Origin of the sequence: Sporomusa sp. (assembly GCF_035561255.1) — a bacterium.
Taxonomy (GTDB): Bacteria; Bacillota; Negativicutes; order Sporomusales; family Sporomusaceae; genus Sporomusa.
Genome location: NZ_DATMXX010000048.1, coordinates 1 through 18,899, shown reverse-complemented (window position 1 = coordinate 18,899; position 18,899 = coordinate 1). Strand labels below are relative to the sequence as shown.

Genomic DNA, 18,899 nt, shown 5'->3' with positions numbered 1-18,899 from the left:
CACTGACACTCTGCCCAATTCAAACTGGCGGCTTCGGTAACGGAACCATTCAAGTAGTAAGCGGCCTTCAGCAAGGGGACCGGATCGTAATCGCCGGAGTACATAAACTCAAAGAAGGGCAAATGGTAAAATTCGGTGGTGACTCGTTATGAATGGTTTTAATTTAACAAAATGGTCTCTTGAACATAAACACTTTATTTATTTCTTTATCTTTCTTTTCTTTCTTGCCGGCATCTTTTCTTATAATAAGTTAGGTCGTATGGAAGACCCTGATTTCACCATTAAACAAATGGTCGTTACGGTTGCCTGGCCAGGAGCTACTGCCCGTCAAATAGAGGAACAGGTTACCGACAAGATTGAAAAAAAGCTCCAGGATTTACCTGGTCTTGATTTTCTGAAAAGCTATTCTACTCCTGGGTACAGTGTCATTTACGTTAATCTCAAAGATACGGTACCGAAGGCAGACGTCCGCGGCAGATGGGTAGAAGCCCGCAATATGGTCAATGATATGACCAGTTCATTGCCAAGTGGAGTCATGACTCCTCAGTTTAATGACCGGTTTGACGAGGTATACGGTGTAATCTATGCCTTAACTGGTGACGGCTATTCTTATGAAGAAATGCGGGAAAAAGCCGAAAAAATTCGCCGCATCCTACTTGGTGTTGCCAGCGTAAAAAAAGTGCAATTATTAGGGGTCCAGAGTGAAAAAATCTATATTGAAATAGAAAATAGTAAGCTCGCTCAATTAGGAATCGATCCCAGCTTAATCACTGCCACCCTGCAGACCCAGAACTCCCTGTCTGCTGCCGGTATGCTGGAAACCGCCACTGATAATATGTATTTGCGGGTTACTGGTATATTTGAAAATCTTGATCAGCTGCGCGAAACGCCGATTCAAGCAGGCGGCCGTACTTTCCGGTTAGGCGATATAGCCAAAGTCACCCGGGCCTACGCCGAGCCAAGCGACCCTAAATTTTATTTTAATGGCGCTCCGGCTCTGGGAATTTCGCTGGCCATGGAACCAGGCGGTAATATTCTTACCCTTGGGGGAAACCTTGAGAACACAATTGCGCAGATCAAGAAAGAACTGCCTGCCGGACTGGAGCTTCATCAGACTGTCAACCAACCGAAAGTAGTAGAAACCTCAATTAATGAGTTTGTTAAATCGTTGACTGAAGCGATTATTATTGTCCTTATTGTAAGCTTTGCCAGCCTTGGCGTGCGTTCTGGTATAATCGTGGCGTTATGCATCCCCTTGGTTATTGGGATAGTATTTACCTTCATGAACCTTATGGGGATTGACCTGCAGCGAATATCTTTGGGAGCCCTGATTATTGCATTAGGGCTGCTGGTTGACGATGCAATTATCACCATTGAAACCATGGTTGTTAAGCTGGAAGAAGGCTGGAGCAGATTTGATGCAGCTTGTTTTGCCTATACCTCTACCGCATATCCGCGCTTGACTGGTGAGCTTGTTACTGTCGCCGGGTTTATTCCTGTTGGTTTCGCACCAGGCAGCGCTTCTGAGTATTGTACCACCATCTTCTCTGTTGTCGCTATTTCGTTACTCACCTCATGGATCGTCGCCGGTACGGCCACGCCACTATTAGGTTACTTATTCATAAAAATTAAGCCTAAAGCCCATGACGAAGATGGGGCTAACTTACATAACTCTAAATTTTATCTATTGTTTAAACAAGTTTTAATTTGGTGCCTGAGCCACCGCAAACTAGTGTTAACCGCTACTGCAGGATGCTTTTTTGCATCGATTGCTTTACTGGGATTAGTTAGACAAGAATTTTTTCCTGCATCTACCCGCCCGGAGCTCATCATCCAGTTACAACTACCAGAAGGTGCTAATGTCAAAAGCAGTGATGAAATCGCGCGACAGTTTGCTGAAAAATTAGCCGGAGATCCGTTGATTGAGTTCTATACGTATCACGTAGGTGAAGGCGCTCCCCGTTTCGTCTTGAGTTTTGAGCCTACATTTAACAAACCTAATTTTTCCGAGTTTGTTATTGTGGCCAAAGATGCTGTGGCCCGTGACCAATTGCAGATTAAGCTAAATAAGCTTTTAAATGATGAATTCCCCGAGGTTCTGGCCCATAGTAAGGTTATCGCTAATGGCCCGAGTGCTGACTATCCGGTTATGCTGCGCGTAAAAGGTGCCGACCACGATAAAGTCCGGGAAATTGCCAAACAGGTTGAAAAAATTATGGCGGCTAATCCCAGCGTGAAAAGTACAAATTTAAACTGGTACGAAAAAAGTAAAGTGATCCATCTGGAGATTGATCAGGACAAAGCTAGAAAGTTGGGTATCGCTTCTCAAACTTTGTCCACTTCTCTTCAAGCACAGTTATCTGGTGCGCCCATTTCCGAATTTCGGGACGGTGATAAAACCGTTAGCCTGGTCTTTCGCTTTGATGCCGCGAATCGTAATGATCCATCCCGTCTGAAAGACCTCAACATTCATATTGGCAACGGTAAGTATGTTCCTCTCGATCAAATTGCAAAAATCAAATTTGATGCAGAAGAAGGGCTGATTTACCGGTATAATCTAAATCCCATGATTATCGTTCAGGCAGAAATTAAACCCGGCCTAACCGGTGACGATGTTACGGAACAAGTATACAAGGGTCTTGATGAACTGCGGGCTTCGCTGCCGCTTGGCTATAGCATCGAATACGATGGCTCGAAGGAATCCAGCATCAAAGCTTCCGAGTTTATCTCCAAACCTGTACCGGTAATGATTATAGCGATTATGATCCTATTAATGATTCAGCTGCAGAATATCCCTAAAATGGTATTAACTCTGCTGACTGCTCCGCTTGGTATCATTGGTGTTACCATTGGACTGCTGATAACAGGAAAGCCTATGGGCTTTGTCGTTCAGTTGGGGATTTTGGCCTTGGCCGGAATTATTATGCGAAACTCGGTCATCCTGATGGATCAGATTGATCAGCAGCAAGCTGCCGGCGAAACATTATGGGATGCCATTATTAATGCAACTCTCATACGCTTTCGACCCATATTATTAACAGCGGCAGCGGCTATCCTGGGGATGATTCCCCTGGTTTCCAGCATCTTTTGGGGGCCGATGGCTGTCGCTATTGCTAGTGGGCTATTTGGTGCAACGATATTGACACTCTTGGTATTACCCACAATGTATGCGGCGTGGTATAAAGCTAAAATCTGAAATTGTGGGCATCTCAAATGAAGTTCGCCTCCACCTGCTATTTATAGCCGGGTGGAGGGAGCCACCTTCCCTTTGTAAGATAGAGTACATAAGGGTTATCCAAAGGGAATAGAAAAAACCCCGAACAATACATTTGTGTATAATGGGAAGGTCGGATATGAATGAAGCGTCCCGGGAAGATTTTTCTATACCTGTGCGTAACAGGACTATCGGCAACACGGGTTTGGAAAGCTTGATCCCTGTCCCTGCGTTTTCTGCCTGCGTTTTACAGGAGATTATTTTTAAGTAAGGAATGTATATTGTGCAGACCTGTAATTACACATTGTTTCAGAGTGTGACGATAGTCGAATAAAACCATTGGCAAGAAAATTGGGACCCACGTAGGTAAATCGCCTCCGGGCCTGATATATGCAGTAACTATTATATTGATACACTCTTATGGCATAGAAATTGCTATAGTATAGTGATATATTGAACGCAAGCCTGAATATGGTACATGGCAGGATTAAAATGTAAGCAATGCATTGCAAATTCTAAATATACATGTAGCCATACGGCCTTATGTTTCAAATAATATAGTAAGGAGAGCTAGAGACTATGCTTAAGACTCGTATTACTGAACTTTTGAACATTCAATACCCAATCATGCAAGGGGGACTGCAACATTTAGGCACGCCTGAACTTGCTTCGGCCGTCTCCAATGCAGGCGGCTTAGGAACTATTAATGCTTTGGTTTATCCAACTATTCCTGAATTCAGGGCTGCAATCAGGCAGGTTAAGGCTATGACCAACAAACCTTTTTGTGCCAATGTGTCCATGTTGCCTACACTCTCGCCCGGAGAACTGACTCCTGAGTATTTTAAGGTAATTGTGGAAGAGGGAGTGCCGGTCGTGGAAACTGCCGGGAGAAACCCTAAGGATTTTATACCCATGTTGAAAGCGGCAGGAATTAAACTTATTCATAAGGTACCATCTGTAAAGCTCGCTAAAAAGGTGGAAAACATTGGTGTTGATATAGTGACAATTGTAGGTCTTGAATGTGCCGGCCATCCCGGCATGGATGATGTTACCACAATCGTTCTTGGTAATAAAACAGCGAAGGAACTGAACCTGCCTGTGTTAATTGGCGGTGGTATTGCCGATGGTGCCGGGCTTATGGCTGCTTTGGCTTTGGGTGGTGAAGGGGTTGTGATGGGGACCCGGTTCGTTGCTACGGAAGAGTGTATTATTCATGCTGATTTTAAAAAATGGATAGTCGGGGCCAGTGAAAACGACACTATTCTTATCCAGCGTTCCATTAAAAATATGGTTCGGGCAATGAAAAATAAAGCGGCTTCTACCTGCCTGGAGATGGAGAAAAACGGTGCCGGTCTGCAAGAACTGCTGGCGATTATCTCTGGCAAGGTAGGAAAAAAATCCATGCTGGAGGGAGATTTAGACAGCGGCATTTTTGCTGCCGGGCAGGCTGTCGGTTTAATTAATGATATAAAGCCTGCTAAACAGGTAATTGATGATATGATTATGGAAGCGGAACTGATTATGAAACGACTCAATGGAATCTATGCAAAACAGCAGTAGCCTGCAAACCTCAGTTATTATTGCAAACAAGGCAGGCCGGGGGAGGAACTGGCAGTGGTGTTTGAAAAACTCAGTTATGAACAGAAAAACGGGATTGGGTCGATTACCCTGAACGACCCGGAGAACAGAAATATTATTTCCGGTGTTATTGTCGATGAATTGGAACAGTGCCTTGATGCGTGTGCGGAAAATCCGGACGTGCGGGTTATTGTTCTCAAGGGAGCCGGCAAAGCCTTTAGTGCCGGCGGTAATATCAATCGCATGAAAGAAAGGATTGATGCCGGCAGATATGCAGAATATGGGACCGGCATCAGGAAACTCAGCCGGATTGTAGTAAGGCTGCGCAATATCCGTAAGCCTATTATTGCCGCAATTCATGGGGCTGCCGCCGGCGGGGGGCTCAACCTGGCATTAGCCTGTGATTTTCGCATTGCAGCTGATGATACCAAATTTGTTTTTGCATTCGTCAATATCGGTTTAGTTCCTGATGTGGGCGGACCACTGCCGCTTGTCAGAATGGTTGGTGTGGCCCGGGCTACGGAACTACTGATGACTGGCCGGCTGTTTACTGCCAGAGAAGCGAGTGACTGGGGGCTTATCAATGAAGCAGTGCCTCTGGAAGAGCTGGAGGAAGCGACTATGAAACTTGCTGCTAAGCTGTCCCAGGGCCCAACTTTGTCGTATGGCTGTATCAAAGCTATGATCAACCGGGTTGCCTTTAGCGGATTGGAACTTGAACTGGACAATGAGGCTGAGTATCAGGTTCTGTGTGCCGGCTCCGAGGATCATAAAGAAGGCGTTAATGCTTTTTTAGAAAAGCGGATACCTGTTTTCAAAGGACGTTGAAACCAAATAAGTAACCGATAAATGAACTATAGACAGGTAAAAGCGGAAGAAGGACAAAAAGTGTCCTTCTTTTTGTCTTGATAGAAGAGTTACTTTCTGCTGGATAAGAACATCGGCTTTCACTTTCGTCAAAGCCAAGGGCATGTATTACAAAAAATAAGAGCAATAGCAGTATTTTGTCGAATAAAGAAGGAAAAGATATAAGTCTTTTCGAATAATACAGAAAACAGGGTTAATCAATATGACTTTCGGTGAACTGCTTCCTATACAGTATTATCTACGAGCAGCACAGTATTTTCTGATATAGAGGCAAAAAATCTTCTATGTTGCAAAATACGGTGTTGATGGATAATCGCCTGGTAAGCTGGTGTTAGCCAGCAAAGCCGGAATGCATGAGGCAATCTTTTAGATGCTCGCTAACAACTTGGCCAGGAGGATTAAGAATGGAGATACTTAAAAACAATGATTGGTGCAAAATTAGTGAGGCTTATCAGCTATTTATCAATACAGGGCATATTGTACCAGGGGCAATCCGGCCCCGGGTTGAGGACTCGTGGCGGCGGAGCCAGCGGCAGTCAATCAATCCCTGGACACCGCGTCCGCAACCCATTGATGATGCGGAATTTGCAAAAATTATGCTTGATAACGCCGAGCTAGTCGAGTTTGCCAGGCCGGTTATGCAGTATATGCATGCCACCAACACGTGCAATTTTGAAGATAATCTTGTTCACCTTGTCGAAAAAAATGGCACTGTCCTTGAATTCTGCTCGCAGGCACGCTTATATCCGAACCCGCGTAAAAAAAGAGCAACAGAGGCTGCGTTAGGAACCAGTGTTACCTCAATTGTATTAGCTGATCAGGAGCCGATGGAATTAGGTGGATCGGAGAACTACAAAGTATGTTATCAGACTTGCTTTGGCGGGGCCAGCCCAATTAAAGATGCCAGTAAAAACCTGCTGGGCGTGCTTACACTCTATAATAATAATTACGGAAAAATACCGGAGCAGCCATTGAAGTTTGTGATAGCAGCAGCCGAATTGATTGAAGATTTGCTTAAGGACAAAGTGGCCGCCCGCAAGCAGTCAGTTGAATCGAATGATTACTTTACGAAAATGATAAACTGCATTAGCGACTATATTGTAGTCGTTGATAAGAACGGTCATATCATTAATTGTAACAACAAATTTGCAGAGCTGTTAGAAAACAATAGAGGTAGCTTAATTGGTGAGCATTCCAATAAGCACGGAATAAATATGGCGAACCTAACCGGCAATTCCATCTGTTTGAATAAAGGTTTATTTACAATTACTGCAGATAACCGGCAAGGCTATACCTGCCGGCTGCAGAATAACAAGACTGTCAGATGGTTGAATAACCAGGAACATACTTTACTTTTGTTCAGTCTGGCAGATGCACTGAAACCGCGTACAAAGATTGCCCAGGTTAAAGATACTATTACAAGCTTTGATAAAATCATTTATGAGAGTGACACTTTTGCCAGGGTCATTAGTATGGCTAAACGAGCGGCAATCGTGCCAACCAATGTACTGCTGGACGGTGAAAGCGGAACCGGAAAAGATGTGATTGCCAGGGCTATCCACAATGGCAGCGCACGGGCATCACAGCCATTTATTGCGATTAATTGCGGTTCGATGCCGAAAGAGCTTCTGCAGAGTGAATTTTTTGGTTATGAGGAGGGCGCATTTACCGGAGGTAAAAGAGGCGGGCAGGCAGGCAAGTTTGAAATGGCAGATGAAGGAACTATTTTTCTGGATGAAATTGGTGAGATGCCTTTGGAAATGCAGGTCAGTTTGTTACGGTTCCTCCAGGACCGTACTATTACCAGAGTCGGAGGTCATCTTACTAAAAAAATCGATGTGAGAATTATCGCAGCCACGAACCGGAACCTAAAAAAACAGGTTGAGGACGGCTTGTTCAGGGAGGATTTATACTACCGTCTAAAAGTAATACATATTACTTTACCTCCCTTGCGGGATAGACACGCTGATATTCTTGTAATCGCTGATTACTACCTTGAGCATTATGCAAGACTTTATCGATTAAGAAAAATGACACTGACCGGGGAGACGCGGCACTATCTTTGCCAATATAACTGGCCTGGCAATATCCGCGAATTAGCGAACGTAATCGAGAATGCCGTAGTTTTCACGGATGGAGATCAAATTACTCCGGATTTACTGGCAACTGAATTGCTCGAATACCTTCCGTGCGCTGACGAAAACTCGAAAAAATTGAAACAGCAAGAAAAAGAGATAATTATGCAGGCATTAAGTGCTGCCAACGGCAATGTTTCGAATGCCGCCAAATCCATTGGTATATCACGAAATACAATGTATCGTAAAATTGATAAATATGGATTGCAGTGTTTGCGCTAAGTATGTTGTTTGCTCTGTAAGTCTATTTAATAAAGTAAAAATCGCTGCTTGTCTCAGTCGAGGCAGGCAGCGGTTTTATTTTAGTTGAGAGTCAAGACTTCCGACTCTACAGGCAGCATTTATTCAGATGGGGCAGACTCTCCCCTGATATTTCACTATGCTGAACGAGGTTCACTTTGGTGGTAATGAGCATCTGCTTTTTTGTTTGCAGAGTACGCTCCAAGGACCGGGCAGCGGGGATATGGTTCAATGGTGTTGTGACACTTTGTCCCACTATTGCGCAAAGTTCTATTTGACCTCTTGATAAAGGATGAAAAAGAGTAAGGCTAAATACCCCCGATTGCTGGATTTTTGGCTAGTTGCTGATTCTGGGTTCAATTGGCATGATACTTGCTGTAATAGTAGTCGTAATGTGCAGAACTGTTATTGAAATGCTAACAAGGGGGCGGTTCACTAGGAGTTCCGGAGGTAAAAACAGAGGCGAAAGAACGGCTGTTTCTTAAGAGGCCGGGCAAGCATTTATTAAAAACTAGACTAGAGAGGATGAGCACAATGGGCAATATTTTTGATGGATTGCGGGTTGTTGATTTTACCAATAATATCGCCGGACCATTTCCCACCGCGATTTTGGCTGATTTTGGGGCAGAAATTATAAAAATTGAAAGACCAAAAAACGGTGATAGCAGTAGGTCTTATTTGCCAATATTGGATGGTGTGGGCCTCCCGTTTATCTGGGGGAACCGGGGCAAAAAATCATTGGTCTTAGATATGAGAGACCCGGAGGGGGTAGAGATCGCTAAAAAGCTGATCACTACTGCTGACCTGGTTGTAGAAAGTTTCAAGCCCGGGACAATGGAGAAATTCGGTCTGGGGTTTGAAGCATTGCAAAAGATTAATCCCACGATTATTCTTTGTTCAATCTCAGCCTTTGGCCAGACCGGGCCCTACAGCAACAAACCTGGATATGACACAATTGCCCAGTCTTATAGCGGGATTATGGATATGACAGGAGACGCGGACGGATCACCTACCAGGATTGGTTTTGCCATTGCCGACTATAACGCGGGAATATTTGGCTATGCCGGCATTGTATCAGCGCTGTATCACCGCGAGCGCACCGGGGTGGGTCAGCATGTTGATATTTCCCTCCTGGATTGTATAACAGCCTTCAATGGACAGATAGAATCTGCCGGGCTAGGCAATAAGCCTACCAGATCGGGCAACCATCATGGAAGCCTGGGGCCTTTCGGCGTTTATCAGGGCAACGGTGGGACAGTTACCATTTGTGCACCTGAAACGGGGCCGTGGACTACGCTGTGCGGCGTGATGGGCAAACCGGAGCTGGCCACAGACCCTTTGTTTGCCAATAACACCGCCAGAGTTAAAAATTTGGCATTGCTTGTCGGCATTATTGAGAGCTGGCTGAAATCTTTTCCCAGTGTCGATGAACCGGTTAGCCTGATGGATAAAGCCGGAGTGCCTTGTGCCAAGATTCTCAGCACTGCGGATATGCTGAATGATGAACAATTGAAAGCACGGGGAATGATCACTGATCTGGAGACCCCGGATGGTGTAAGTGTGGGTACTGTAATTGCCAGAGGAAATCCGCTCAAATTCTCGGCAGTTAAAGCAGTTCTGAAAAAAGCGCCGGCCCTCGGCCAGCATGAGGCTGAGATCCTGCAATCAATCGGGTATGATGAGGCAGCAATTGCTCAGTTGAAAAGCAAATGGAGCGTATCCTGATTTGTAAGGGCAGTTAGTTAGCTTGGGGATATACTAAGCATTTTGGTCAGCAGAATAAAAAAGGGGTTGTTAACAATGGCATTCGGGATTACTGAAGAACAGCAGCTTATGATTAACATTGCCAGGGAATTTGCTGCTAATGAGGTACGGCCACGGGCCAAACAAGTTGATATAACTGACGAACGTCCGCTTGATCTCTTTGCCCGGGCGGCAGAACTGGGCTTACGGGGGATTTTGATCCCCGAAGAGTGGGGGGGGCTTGGGGCCGGGCTTTTAACGCAGGCGATGATTTCAGAAACGCTTGCCCAAGAGGGCTATATCGGTGCATCACTGGTAAATAATCTGATGGCGACACCAATATTAAAAGTAGGGACACAAAAACAAAAAGAAAAATACCTGCAGCGACTGGCCAGTGGTGAGATTAGTATGGGCTTTGGTTTTACTGAGGCCTCGGCGGGTTCTGATGCTGCCAATATAGAAACAACTGCGGTTAAAGACGGCGATACATGGGTGCTTAATGGCACTAAGATTTTTATCAGTATGATTAACGCCGATGCTTTTTTGGTGTCGGCTAAGACGAATGAGACGGCTCCGGGCGGGATATCATCCTTTATTGTGGAAAAGGATTTCCCTGGTTTTTCCATTGGCGGGCATTATAAAAAGATCGGTATGCATGGTTCCGATACTGCTGATCTTTATCTTAAAAATTGCCGGGTTCCTGCTGAAAATATGATGGGAGTTGAAAACAAAGGTCTGCATGTGGTGTTGTCAGCTCTTGATATCGGACGTATGAATATTGCCTCCGCCGCGCTGGGGTTGGCAGAAGGCGCTTATGAACGGGCTGTGGCTTATGCCCGGCAACGGGTCCAGTTTGGTAAACCGATTGCCCACTTTCAGGTAATTCAGCATTATGCAGCCGATATGTTGAAAGACATTGAGCTGGTAAAAGCCATGATTTACAGAACAGCCTCTAGATATGATGCCGGCGAATCAATCAGCCGGGAGTCGGCAATCTGCAAACTGGCTGCAACAGAAATGGCTTGCCGGGTGACTGACCGGGCTGTCCAAATTTGTGGGGGCTACGGTTTGACGGAGGACGGCGGTATTGAGAGGTACTTCCGTGATGCCCGGGTGTTGCCGATTGTGGAAGGGACCAATGAGATCCAAAAAATGATTATTGCCAGGACAATTTTTCCTAAGAAATAATTCCCGGTCGAAGCGTTATCCGCTGTGGATTGATGCGAAAAAGTGAGATACCAATAAGCGCAGGAGGAGAGAACTGTAGATGCCAACAATAATTGCCTGCTATAAATGGGTTGTGGATGAAGCCGATATCAAGATTAATTCTGATAAATCTATTGATTGCAGTAAAGCAAAATGGAAAATCAGCGATTATGATAAAAATGCAATTGAGGCAGCTGTGCAGGCTGCCCGGGTATTGGAAGGAAAAGCGGTGGCTCTGACCTTTGGGGCGGGGCAAGCCAAGCAGTCTTTGAAGGATGCGCTTTCACGGGGGATTGATGAGGCGTGCTGGATTAATAGTAGCTTAGCTGCTGACGCAGATGGCTTTATAACAGGGAAGGCTCTGGCGGCTGCGGTTACTAAACTGGCTGATGTCAGCCTGGTAATCTGTGCCGAAGGATCCAGTGATACCTATGCGCGCCAGACGGCACCGCGGCTTGGGGCGGCACTGGACTGGCCTGTCATATCTTCTGTAGCAAAAATAGAGATCAACGGAACGGTGTTAACAGCGCAACGGCGGCTGGAAGATTGTATTGAAACCGTTCAAGTCGAGCTGCCCGCAGTGGTGGCGGTCCTGCCTGAAATCAATGAAGCGCCGCTGCCCAGTCTTAAGGCTGTAATTGCGGCTGCCAAAAAAACGGTTACCGAGTTTACCGGTGATGAATTGGGGATTGCCGGCTTACAGCCGAAAACACGGATACTAGCAACCCAGGCGTATACGATGGAACGCAAAAATATTGTTTTTTCCGAAGGGGATGGTCCCAATAAGGTGAAGGAACTGGTTGCCTACCTCAAAAAGGAGGGAGTTCTATAATGGCAGGCATATACATTTATAGCGATAAAACCGAGCTGGTAGCAGAACTGATTGGCTTTGCCCGGGAATCAGGCAAAGCGGCTTACGTCATTACTTTTGATCAACAGGCTGCTGCTGCTGCTGCGGTATACGGACCTGATCAGGTATATCTTTTTCAGGGCAATAGTCCGCTAGTCGAAAATTACGCCAAAGTGATTGCCCGGTTTCTTAGCCGTGAGGGCGCAGAACTGCTGGTAGTTGGAGCAACCGCCCGGGGGAGGGATATCGCTGCCCGGATTGCCGGATATCTGGAATGCGGTATGGTCAGCGATGTAGCTTCGCTTGTTTGGGAAAATGGAAAGCTGCATAGTGAGAGGATGTTATACGGCGGGGCGGTAACCCAGTCCGAAATAGCAACAGACCTTGTGGTAATTACCGTTCCTGCCGGTAAATTCGAACCTGCAAAAGCAGGTTCTTCTGAAATTACAGTCCTGGATGTTGAAGCAGACCCGCGGGTCGTGCTCACTGGCACATCACCGGTTAGCAAGGCCGGAGTGGATTTGTCTGTTGCCGATAAAGTCATATGTATTGGTGTAAGTATGGAAAAGAAAGAAGACATGCAGATGGTCTGGGATCTCGGACAGGCACTTGGGGCCGAGCTTGGCTGCACCAGAGCCATTGCCGAACAACGGCAGTGGCTGCCAAACTATATTGGTATATCCGGCATAACCATCAAACCTTCCCTCTATGTTGCGGTAGGGGTATCCGGACAGGTTCAGCACACCGTGGGAGTGAGGGACTCCAGGATTATTGTCGCGATTAATTCGAATGAAAAAGCACCGATTTTTCAGGCCGCCGATTATGGTATTGTCGGCGACATGTACGAAATTGTTCCGCTTCTTACCCAGGAGATAAACAGTACCAAAAGTAGATAGCATTTTAGATAAGGGAAAGGGGGATGTGCTATGAGCATAAAAAAAATTACGGCACCGGAGCTTTTGAGCTTAAATAAGTTTATTGTTGACGAAGATGAGCCGCACATAGAAATTGATAAGGAAATCTGTGGAAAGTGTGTCGAGAAACCTTGTCTCTATGCCTGCCCTGCTGCCCTTTACACACTGGAGAAGTCCGGCGCAATGAGCTTTGATTATGCCGGGTGCCTGGAATGCGGCACTTGCCGGGTTGTATGCAAGAATAAAGGCATCGTTAAATGGGTCTATCCCCGGGGGACTTTCGGGGTTGCTTTTCGTTTTGGCTAAGATTAACTCATCAAACAGATAAAGCAATAACAGTGACAGGAGTGCTTACATGAGTGCCGATGAAAAATTTGACGCGATAGTGATTGGAGCCGGTCCGGCAGGCGCTGCCTGTGCGTATGCGTTGTCCCGGCAAGGGAAAAGTGTCTTGATGATCGAGCGCGGCTCCACGGCCGGCAGCAAAAATGTAACAGGTGGACGGATTTATTCCTATGCCTTGGAAATGCTGGAACCCGGTTTGACTAAGCGGGCACCGCTGGAACGTCATGTAATCCGTGAACAGATTATGCTGCTTGGTGCGAATAGTGCCGTAACCCTGGATTATACAGACTATGCTTTTGGCGGGGAAATACCGCAATCATACACGGTGCTGCGGGCTCCCTTTGACGAGTGGCTTGCGGCTGAAGCTGAGGCACAGGGTACTTTGCTTGCAACAGGAATTTTAGTTGAGGGACTGCTTGAAGAAGATGGTAAAATCGTCGGGGTAAAAGCCGGTGAAGATGATATGTATGCAGATGTTGTTATTGCCGCTGACGGTGTGAACTCGCTTATTGCCCAGCAAGCCGGGCTGTTTGGTGACATCAGCGCCGGGCGGGTAGGTGTGGGGGTCAAGGAAATCATTGAACTGCCGCATGAATTAATTGAAGCCCGGTTTAACCTGCGTGGTGACGAGGGGGCGGCAAGAGTGGGTATCGGTTGTACAGACGGTATTGCCGGTGGCTCGTTTCTCTATACCAACCAAGAGAGCATCTCGCTGGGAATTGTGTTTAATCCCGAACAGGCTGGCCGAAGCGGCCGGAGCATTCACGAAATCTTCCAGGACTTTAAGCTGCATCCGGCGATTTTACCACTTATAGAAGGTGGTAAAACAGTCGAATATGGGGCACATCTGGTACCGGAAGCCGGCCTGAGCGGTGTACCGCAAAAACTATACCGGGAAGGTCTGATCGTGGTTGGTGATGCTGCCGGGTTTTGCATGAATACCGGCACAATGATTCGCGGGATTGATTTGGCTATTGTCAGCGGGCTGGCTGCTGCACATGCCGTCCTCAAAGCCGCCGGCCCGGCTCAGAGCGGCCAGTTGTATATGCAGGAACTGCAAAATTTATTGCTATTACCAACAATGAAGGTTTATGAAAACTTTCATCATATCCTGGCAATTCCCCGCATGGTCAAAGAATACCCTGTGCTTGCCAACGATATCTTCAAGCTTTTGTTTGCAGTTAATGGTAAATTACCGGAAAAAATGCCTAAAGCCATGATGAATATTGTGAAACAGCATATATCTTTTCGACAGTTACTGGCCGATGGCTGGAAAATGTTTAAGGCCGTATAAGGATTACAATGGTAGAATGTTTTTATTTTTCTCAGCCCTGGTTACGCCCGTATTATTAGCCATGCCAGGTCCCATTTAAACAATGTTTGTTACTTTTTTAACGCAGTGTGTGTCCGGATATGGAACTGGTGTTTAAATTAAATAGTTAATATTTTAGGGGAGGCAGACGGAATGAAAAAAAGATTTGTTACTCTGTTCACAGCGCTGGCTACGCTGTCTATGACTGCTAGCGGCTTGGCGGCAGCGCCCAATCCTTTTGGTGATGTTCCAGCCAATCACTGGTCGTATGCGGCAATCGACAAGCTTGCTGATGCCGGCCTGATTGACGGTTCCGGCGATAATGCACATGATCAGAAGATCATCACCCGCTATGAGATGGCAGGTATGATCGGGCGGGCTATGTGGAATGCCGGGAAAGCTGATGCCGACAATAAAGCGCTCATTGAGAAGCTCTCCCAGGAGTTTACCAATGAATTAGAAGGTTTGCGCGTGATTCCCCCTGCTCCCAAGGCAGAGAAGAAAACCGGGAGTATAGCTGTTAGTGGTGATGCCCGTGTGCGTTGGATTGATAATGGCTCAGGCGATACTAAATTTACCGAGCGCCTGCGCCTTAATCTTAATGCCACCGTTAACGAAGATACCGGATTTTACGGTCGTATCATGGCTCTTAACCATAATGAGTTCGGGACCTATAAAACAAGTAATGATACAGACCGGATCGTTGTAACTGACGCTGCCTTTACAACCAAAAATTTCTATAATAGCACAGTTACTGTTGGCCGTTTTACCCAGCAAATGGATCCGGGTGGTTACTGGATGAATACTGTCGGCGGTGTTGACGGTATAAAAATTGCGACAGGAAAAGTTCTGAAAATGTCTGCCGGTTTCGCTAACTTCGGTCCGTATGCCGCTATCCAGAAAGGGTCGGTAATTGTCGATCCGGTAACCGGCACAAATGAAATTAAAGATGCTTTTTTTGTCCAGGCCGAATATCCGCTCAGTCCGGCTACAACTGTCGGTGCCTGGTGGTTTAAGGAAAAAACCGGTAATGACAGCAAGTTTGACGTGAAGTCGCTAAGTGTTACAGCGAGCTTATCATCAGATGTTAAACTGCTTACTAGTTACGGTGAAAATGCCATTGAAACCAACAGGCAAACCCCGGCGTTTTACCATCTGCGCCTGACCTATGGGGCTGTGAGTCCGGCAAAACCGGGTTCATGGAGTCTGGCTGCCGATTACCGGAAATTTGAACCGGGTGTTAATAACTCTGCGTATACCTCGGCCATGGTGGGGTCGGTTAGTGATGTCAGGGGCTGGGCCCTGATTGGCAGCAAAGCAATTGCAAAAAACGCCGTGTTTAGCACCTTCTATGGTTTTAACACGAAAAAGGTTTCCAATAATACGGATATAGATAATTTTACCCGCTGCCAGATTGATTATAATTTTTAAGCATGGAGAGACTGCCGCAGCCTGTTTTTCTTTGAATACTCCTGCTGCTGAGATTGGCAGGGGTGATGCAAGTATAGTTTTGAATTAGAAAAATAAAATTATAAAATTGAGCCGGCACAATCACCTTATGCTTAGCGTGCCGGTTTATGGGAGGGAAACATATGGCGGAAACCAATAAGCCGACAGCAACTAAGGGTGTACTATCAATAGCAATGATTAAAAAGCTGATCGGCGCTGTAGTCGGCATAATTCTTGGAGTATATATTGCCGGGATTGGCGTGCCGGAGGGGTTAACAACCAAGGCCATGTGGGGAATGGCAGTGTTTATATGTGCCATTGTATGGTGGATTGCCGAAGTATTTCCTGACTATGTTACTGCGCTTTTGATGTGCAGTGCCTGGGCCGTTTTCGATATTGTCCCTTTTGGGACTGCTTTCGGTGGATTTTCCAATGCCACAATCTGGCTGCTGATAGGTGCGTTTGGGATGGCTGCGGCTGTTGGCAAATGCGGGCTTTTAACAAGGATATCGTTATATCTGATGAATCTGTTTCCACTGACCTTTAAGGGGCAAACCCTGGCTTTGATGGTTACGGGCACGCTTATGACACCGTTAATTCCCAGTGGCTCTGCTAAAATTGCCGTTTTAGCCCCTTTTGCCGCAGCTGTCAGTGACAGTATGGGCTATAAGAAAAAAACTCAGGGTGCCGGGGGGATCTTCGCCGCCATGTTTCTTTCACTGGGGTGCATACACCCGCTTTTTTTAAGCGGATCGTTCATGTGCTATTCAGTTGTAGGGCTGCTGCCCAAAGATATACAATCCCAAGTAACCTGGACTTCCTGGTTTATCAATGCACTTCCCTGGGGAATTACAGTATTGGTGTTGGGGTATCTGGCTATTTTGTTCTTATATAAACCCGAAGAAGAAAAAAGACTGGCGTCTACTATGATTAAAGATCAACGCGCCGCGCTGGGACCGATGAGCAAAAATGAAAAGTATGTTTCCGTTGTGCTTGTATTAACATTACTGATCTGGATGACTGAAGTGCTGCACGGGATAAATGCTACTATTATTGCGATTGCTGCCTTGGCGGCGTTGCTTGGCTATAATGTAATAGATAGAAATACCTTTAAATCTGGTATTGCCTGGGATGCAATTATGTTCATTGGCTGCATCTTTGCAGTCTCCGGTGTTTTTTCGGCTCTAAAAATTACCGGTTGGATCGGTAAAGTTCTGGGGCCCCATGTTGCACCACTCCTAGCCGGTAATATCTATCTTTTCCTGGCTGTATTGTGTATTGTTATTTACTTAGTCCGGTTTGTATTAGCCTCACAACTTGCCGTTATCACTATTTTTACGCTGTTGCTTACACCTTTAGCCTTAAAAGAGGGTATCAGTCCCTGGATCATGGGATTTACTTCATTTGTTGCTATTAATGTATGGATTTTAATGTATCAAAATGCGCAGTATCTGGTTGCGTTTTTTGGTGCCGCCGGGGGCGAGATGGTTAATCACCGGCAAATGATTAAGTTATGTGTCGCCTATATGATTATCTCAATCATCGGCTTGCTGGTCAGCATACCGTTCTGGAAACTCACAGGCCTGATTCAGTAGCGTAGACTTTCCCAACGAGGTGATAATTTGAGCAATTCAGCGGTCGATAGCATTAATACCCGGTTACAGTCCGGGTATGCCAGGCATCGGTTAGCGTTGATATTACTGATAACCTTACTAATAGCATATATTGACCGGGTAAATGTGGCGGTACTTGTTGTTGATAACACATTTCTGACTGACATGGGGATTGCCAATGATCCGGTAGCCAAAGGATCACTAATGACGGTATTTCTGGTCTGCTATGGAATCGGCAGTGTTCTACTCAGCCCGGTAGGTGACTGGCTGGGGCCAAGAAAGGCCACCCTGATTTCTATCTTGTTTTGGACGCTGGCATTGATATGGGGAGGATTCGCCACAGGCCTGGTGACAATGTTATTGTCCCGGGCCCTGCTGGGGATTGGCGAGTCCATGCACTATCCTATGCAAAGTAAATTTGTGAAAAATTGGTTTCCTCCGCATGAGCGGGGGAAAGCCAATGCAACCTGGCTTATCGGCCTAAATATAGCACCGATGGTTGCCATGCCGTTGTTTGCCTGGATGATCGCTGCCGTGGGCTGGCGGGACAACTTTTTTTTCCTGGCAAGCCTTGGTATTATCCCTTTGTTCCTGATCTGGAAGTATACTGCTGACCATCCCCACCTTTATCAGGGAATCAGCCCCTGCGAGCAGGCTTATATAGAGGCGGCGCTCAGTAAAGAACAGGCAGTGGAAGGAACTGCTGCGCCAACCAATGCCTGGCAGTCTTTTTTGATTGTCACTCGTGATTATCGCGTCTGGCTGCTGGTGCTGGCCTATTCGGGGACAAGCTCAATCTACTGGGGGGTAATTACCTGGCTGCCATCTTATCTCAAAGAAGCCAGGGAGTTCAGTTGGGCTGCTATGGGGGCATGGGCATCCCTGCCCTATATAATGGCTATTGTGGTTAAGGTAGGGGCCGGCTTTGCCATAGACAAGATAGGGCGTCCGGCTTTATTCCTGGCAACAGGCTTATTGGGCTCAGCCATTTTCATCTGGCTTGGCGCTTATGCGGAAAACAATATTATTGCCACAATCCTGATTTCCTGCGGCGTCGGTACACTGGCCATGGGAACCCCCTGTGCCTGGGTGCTGCTGCAGCAGCTGCTGCCGGGTAAAGTTGCCGGGACCGGAGCCGGATTTATGAATGGTGTCGCCAGTATTATATCGGCAGCTTCCCCCTTAATGGTCGGTTTTTTCATTGCCCTTACCGGCAGTTATATCGGCGGCTTGATGTACATGGTGGGTTGGGGCGTTTTTGGTGCCGGCTTATGTCTTGTACTGGCATGGAAGCGATAAACTGTGTAATCTCAGGTCTGATTCCAGATGTCTTGCTTAAAAATTGTGTGTTATTCTTAGTGAATTATGTTTTAGTTAAGAGTAACAGGCTGTTTTTTAGAAATTGGTAAGACAATTGCAAAGCAATCTGGTAA

The 18,899-nt window shown here is 46.3% G+C and carries 13 protein-coding genes; all 13 read left to right on the top strand.

The window, feature by feature from the left end:
- Positions 1-148: 148 nt before the first annotated feature.
- The 13 genes from VN379_RS02685 to VN379_RS02625 all read left to right on the top strand — a co-directional run bounded on the left by VN379_RS02685 (position 149) and on the right by VN379_RS02625 (position 18,765).
- A complete protein-coding gene (locus VN379_RS02685) occupies positions 149-3,196 on the top strand; it encodes an efflux RND transporter permease subunit (protein WP_325530524.1) in 3,048 nt (1,015 codons plus the stop codon).
- A 597-nt stretch (positions 3,197-3,793) separates the two neighbouring features.
- Positions 3,794-4,774 carry a nitronate monooxygenase family protein gene (locus tag VN379_RS02680; protein WP_325530522.1) on the top strand — a complete coding sequence of 327 codons (981 nt, stop codon included), beginning with the start codon at positions 3,794-3,796 and terminating at the stop codon, positions 4,772-4,774.
- A 57-nt stretch (positions 4,775-4,831) separates the two neighbouring features.
- Positions 4,832-5,620 carry an enoyl-CoA hydratase/isomerase family protein gene (locus VN379_RS02675; RefSeq protein WP_325530520.1) on the top strand — a complete coding sequence of 263 codons (789 nt, stop codon included), beginning with the start codon at positions 4,832-4,834 and terminating at the stop codon, positions 5,618-5,620.
- A gap of 443 nt (positions 5,621-6,063) precedes the next feature.
- On the top strand, positions 6,064-8,016 hold the full coding sequence (locus VN379_RS02670) for a sigma-54 interaction domain-containing protein (RefSeq protein ID WP_325530518.1): 1,953 nt from the start codon (positions 6,064-6,066) through the stop codon (positions 8,014-8,016).
- Positions 8,017-8,568: 552 nt separating this feature from the next.
- Positions 8,569-9,759, top strand: a complete 1,191-nt coding sequence (locus VN379_RS02665) for a CaiB/BaiF CoA-transferase family protein (RefSeq protein ID WP_325530516.1) — start codon at positions 8,569-8,571, stop codon at positions 9,757-9,759.
- A gap of 75 nt (positions 9,760-9,834) precedes the next feature.
- A complete protein-coding gene (locus VN379_RS02660; RefSeq protein ID WP_325530514.1) occupies positions 9,835-10,965 on the top strand; it encodes an acyl-CoA dehydrogenase family protein in 1,131 nt (376 codons plus the stop codon).
- A 79-nt stretch (positions 10,966-11,044) separates the two neighbouring features.
- Positions 11,045-11,815 (top strand): electron transfer flavoprotein beta subunit/FixA family protein, encoded by a 771-nt coding sequence (locus tag VN379_RS02655; RefSeq protein ID WP_325530512.1) that lies wholly within the window; start codon positions 11,045-11,047, stop codon positions 11,813-11,815.
- Entirely contained in the window at positions 11,815-12,729 is a 915-nt protein-coding gene (locus VN379_RS02650; protein WP_325530510.1) for an electron transfer flavoprotein subunit alpha/FixB family protein, read from the top strand. Before VN379_RS02655 ends, VN379_RS02650 begins: the two co-directional genes overlap by 1 nt.
- Positions 12,730-12,759: 30 nt before the next feature.
- The gene (locus VN379_RS02645; protein ID WP_325530508.1) at positions 12,760-13,053 is read left to right on the top strand and encodes a ferredoxin family protein; all 294 of its coding nucleotides are present in this window, start codon (positions 12,760-12,762) and stop codon (positions 13,051-13,053) included.
- Positions 13,054-13,102: 49 nt separating this feature from the next.
- Entirely contained in the window at positions 13,103-14,386 is a 1,284-nt protein-coding gene (locus VN379_RS02640; protein ID WP_325530506.1) for an FAD-dependent oxidoreductase, read from the top strand.
- A gap of 171 nt (positions 14,387-14,557) precedes the next feature.
- Positions 14,558-15,835 carry a hypothetical protein gene (locus VN379_RS02635; RefSeq protein ID WP_325530504.1) on the top strand — a complete coding sequence of 426 codons (1,278 nt, stop codon included), beginning with the start codon at positions 14,558-14,560 and terminating at the stop codon, positions 15,833-15,835.
- Between the two features lie 161 nt (positions 15,836-15,996).
- Positions 15,997-17,448 carry an SLC13 family permease gene (locus tag VN379_RS02630; RefSeq protein ID WP_325530502.1) on the top strand — a complete coding sequence of 484 codons (1,452 nt, stop codon included), beginning with the start codon at positions 15,997-15,999 and terminating at the stop codon, positions 17,446-17,448.
- A 27-nt stretch (positions 17,449-17,475) separates the two neighbouring features.
- Positions 17,476-18,765 carry an MFS transporter gene (locus tag VN379_RS02625; protein WP_325522660.1) on the top strand — a complete coding sequence of 430 codons (1,290 nt, stop codon included), beginning with the start codon at positions 17,476-17,478 and terminating at the stop codon, positions 18,763-18,765.
- The last annotated feature ends 134 nt before the right edge of the window (positions 18,766-18,899 follow it).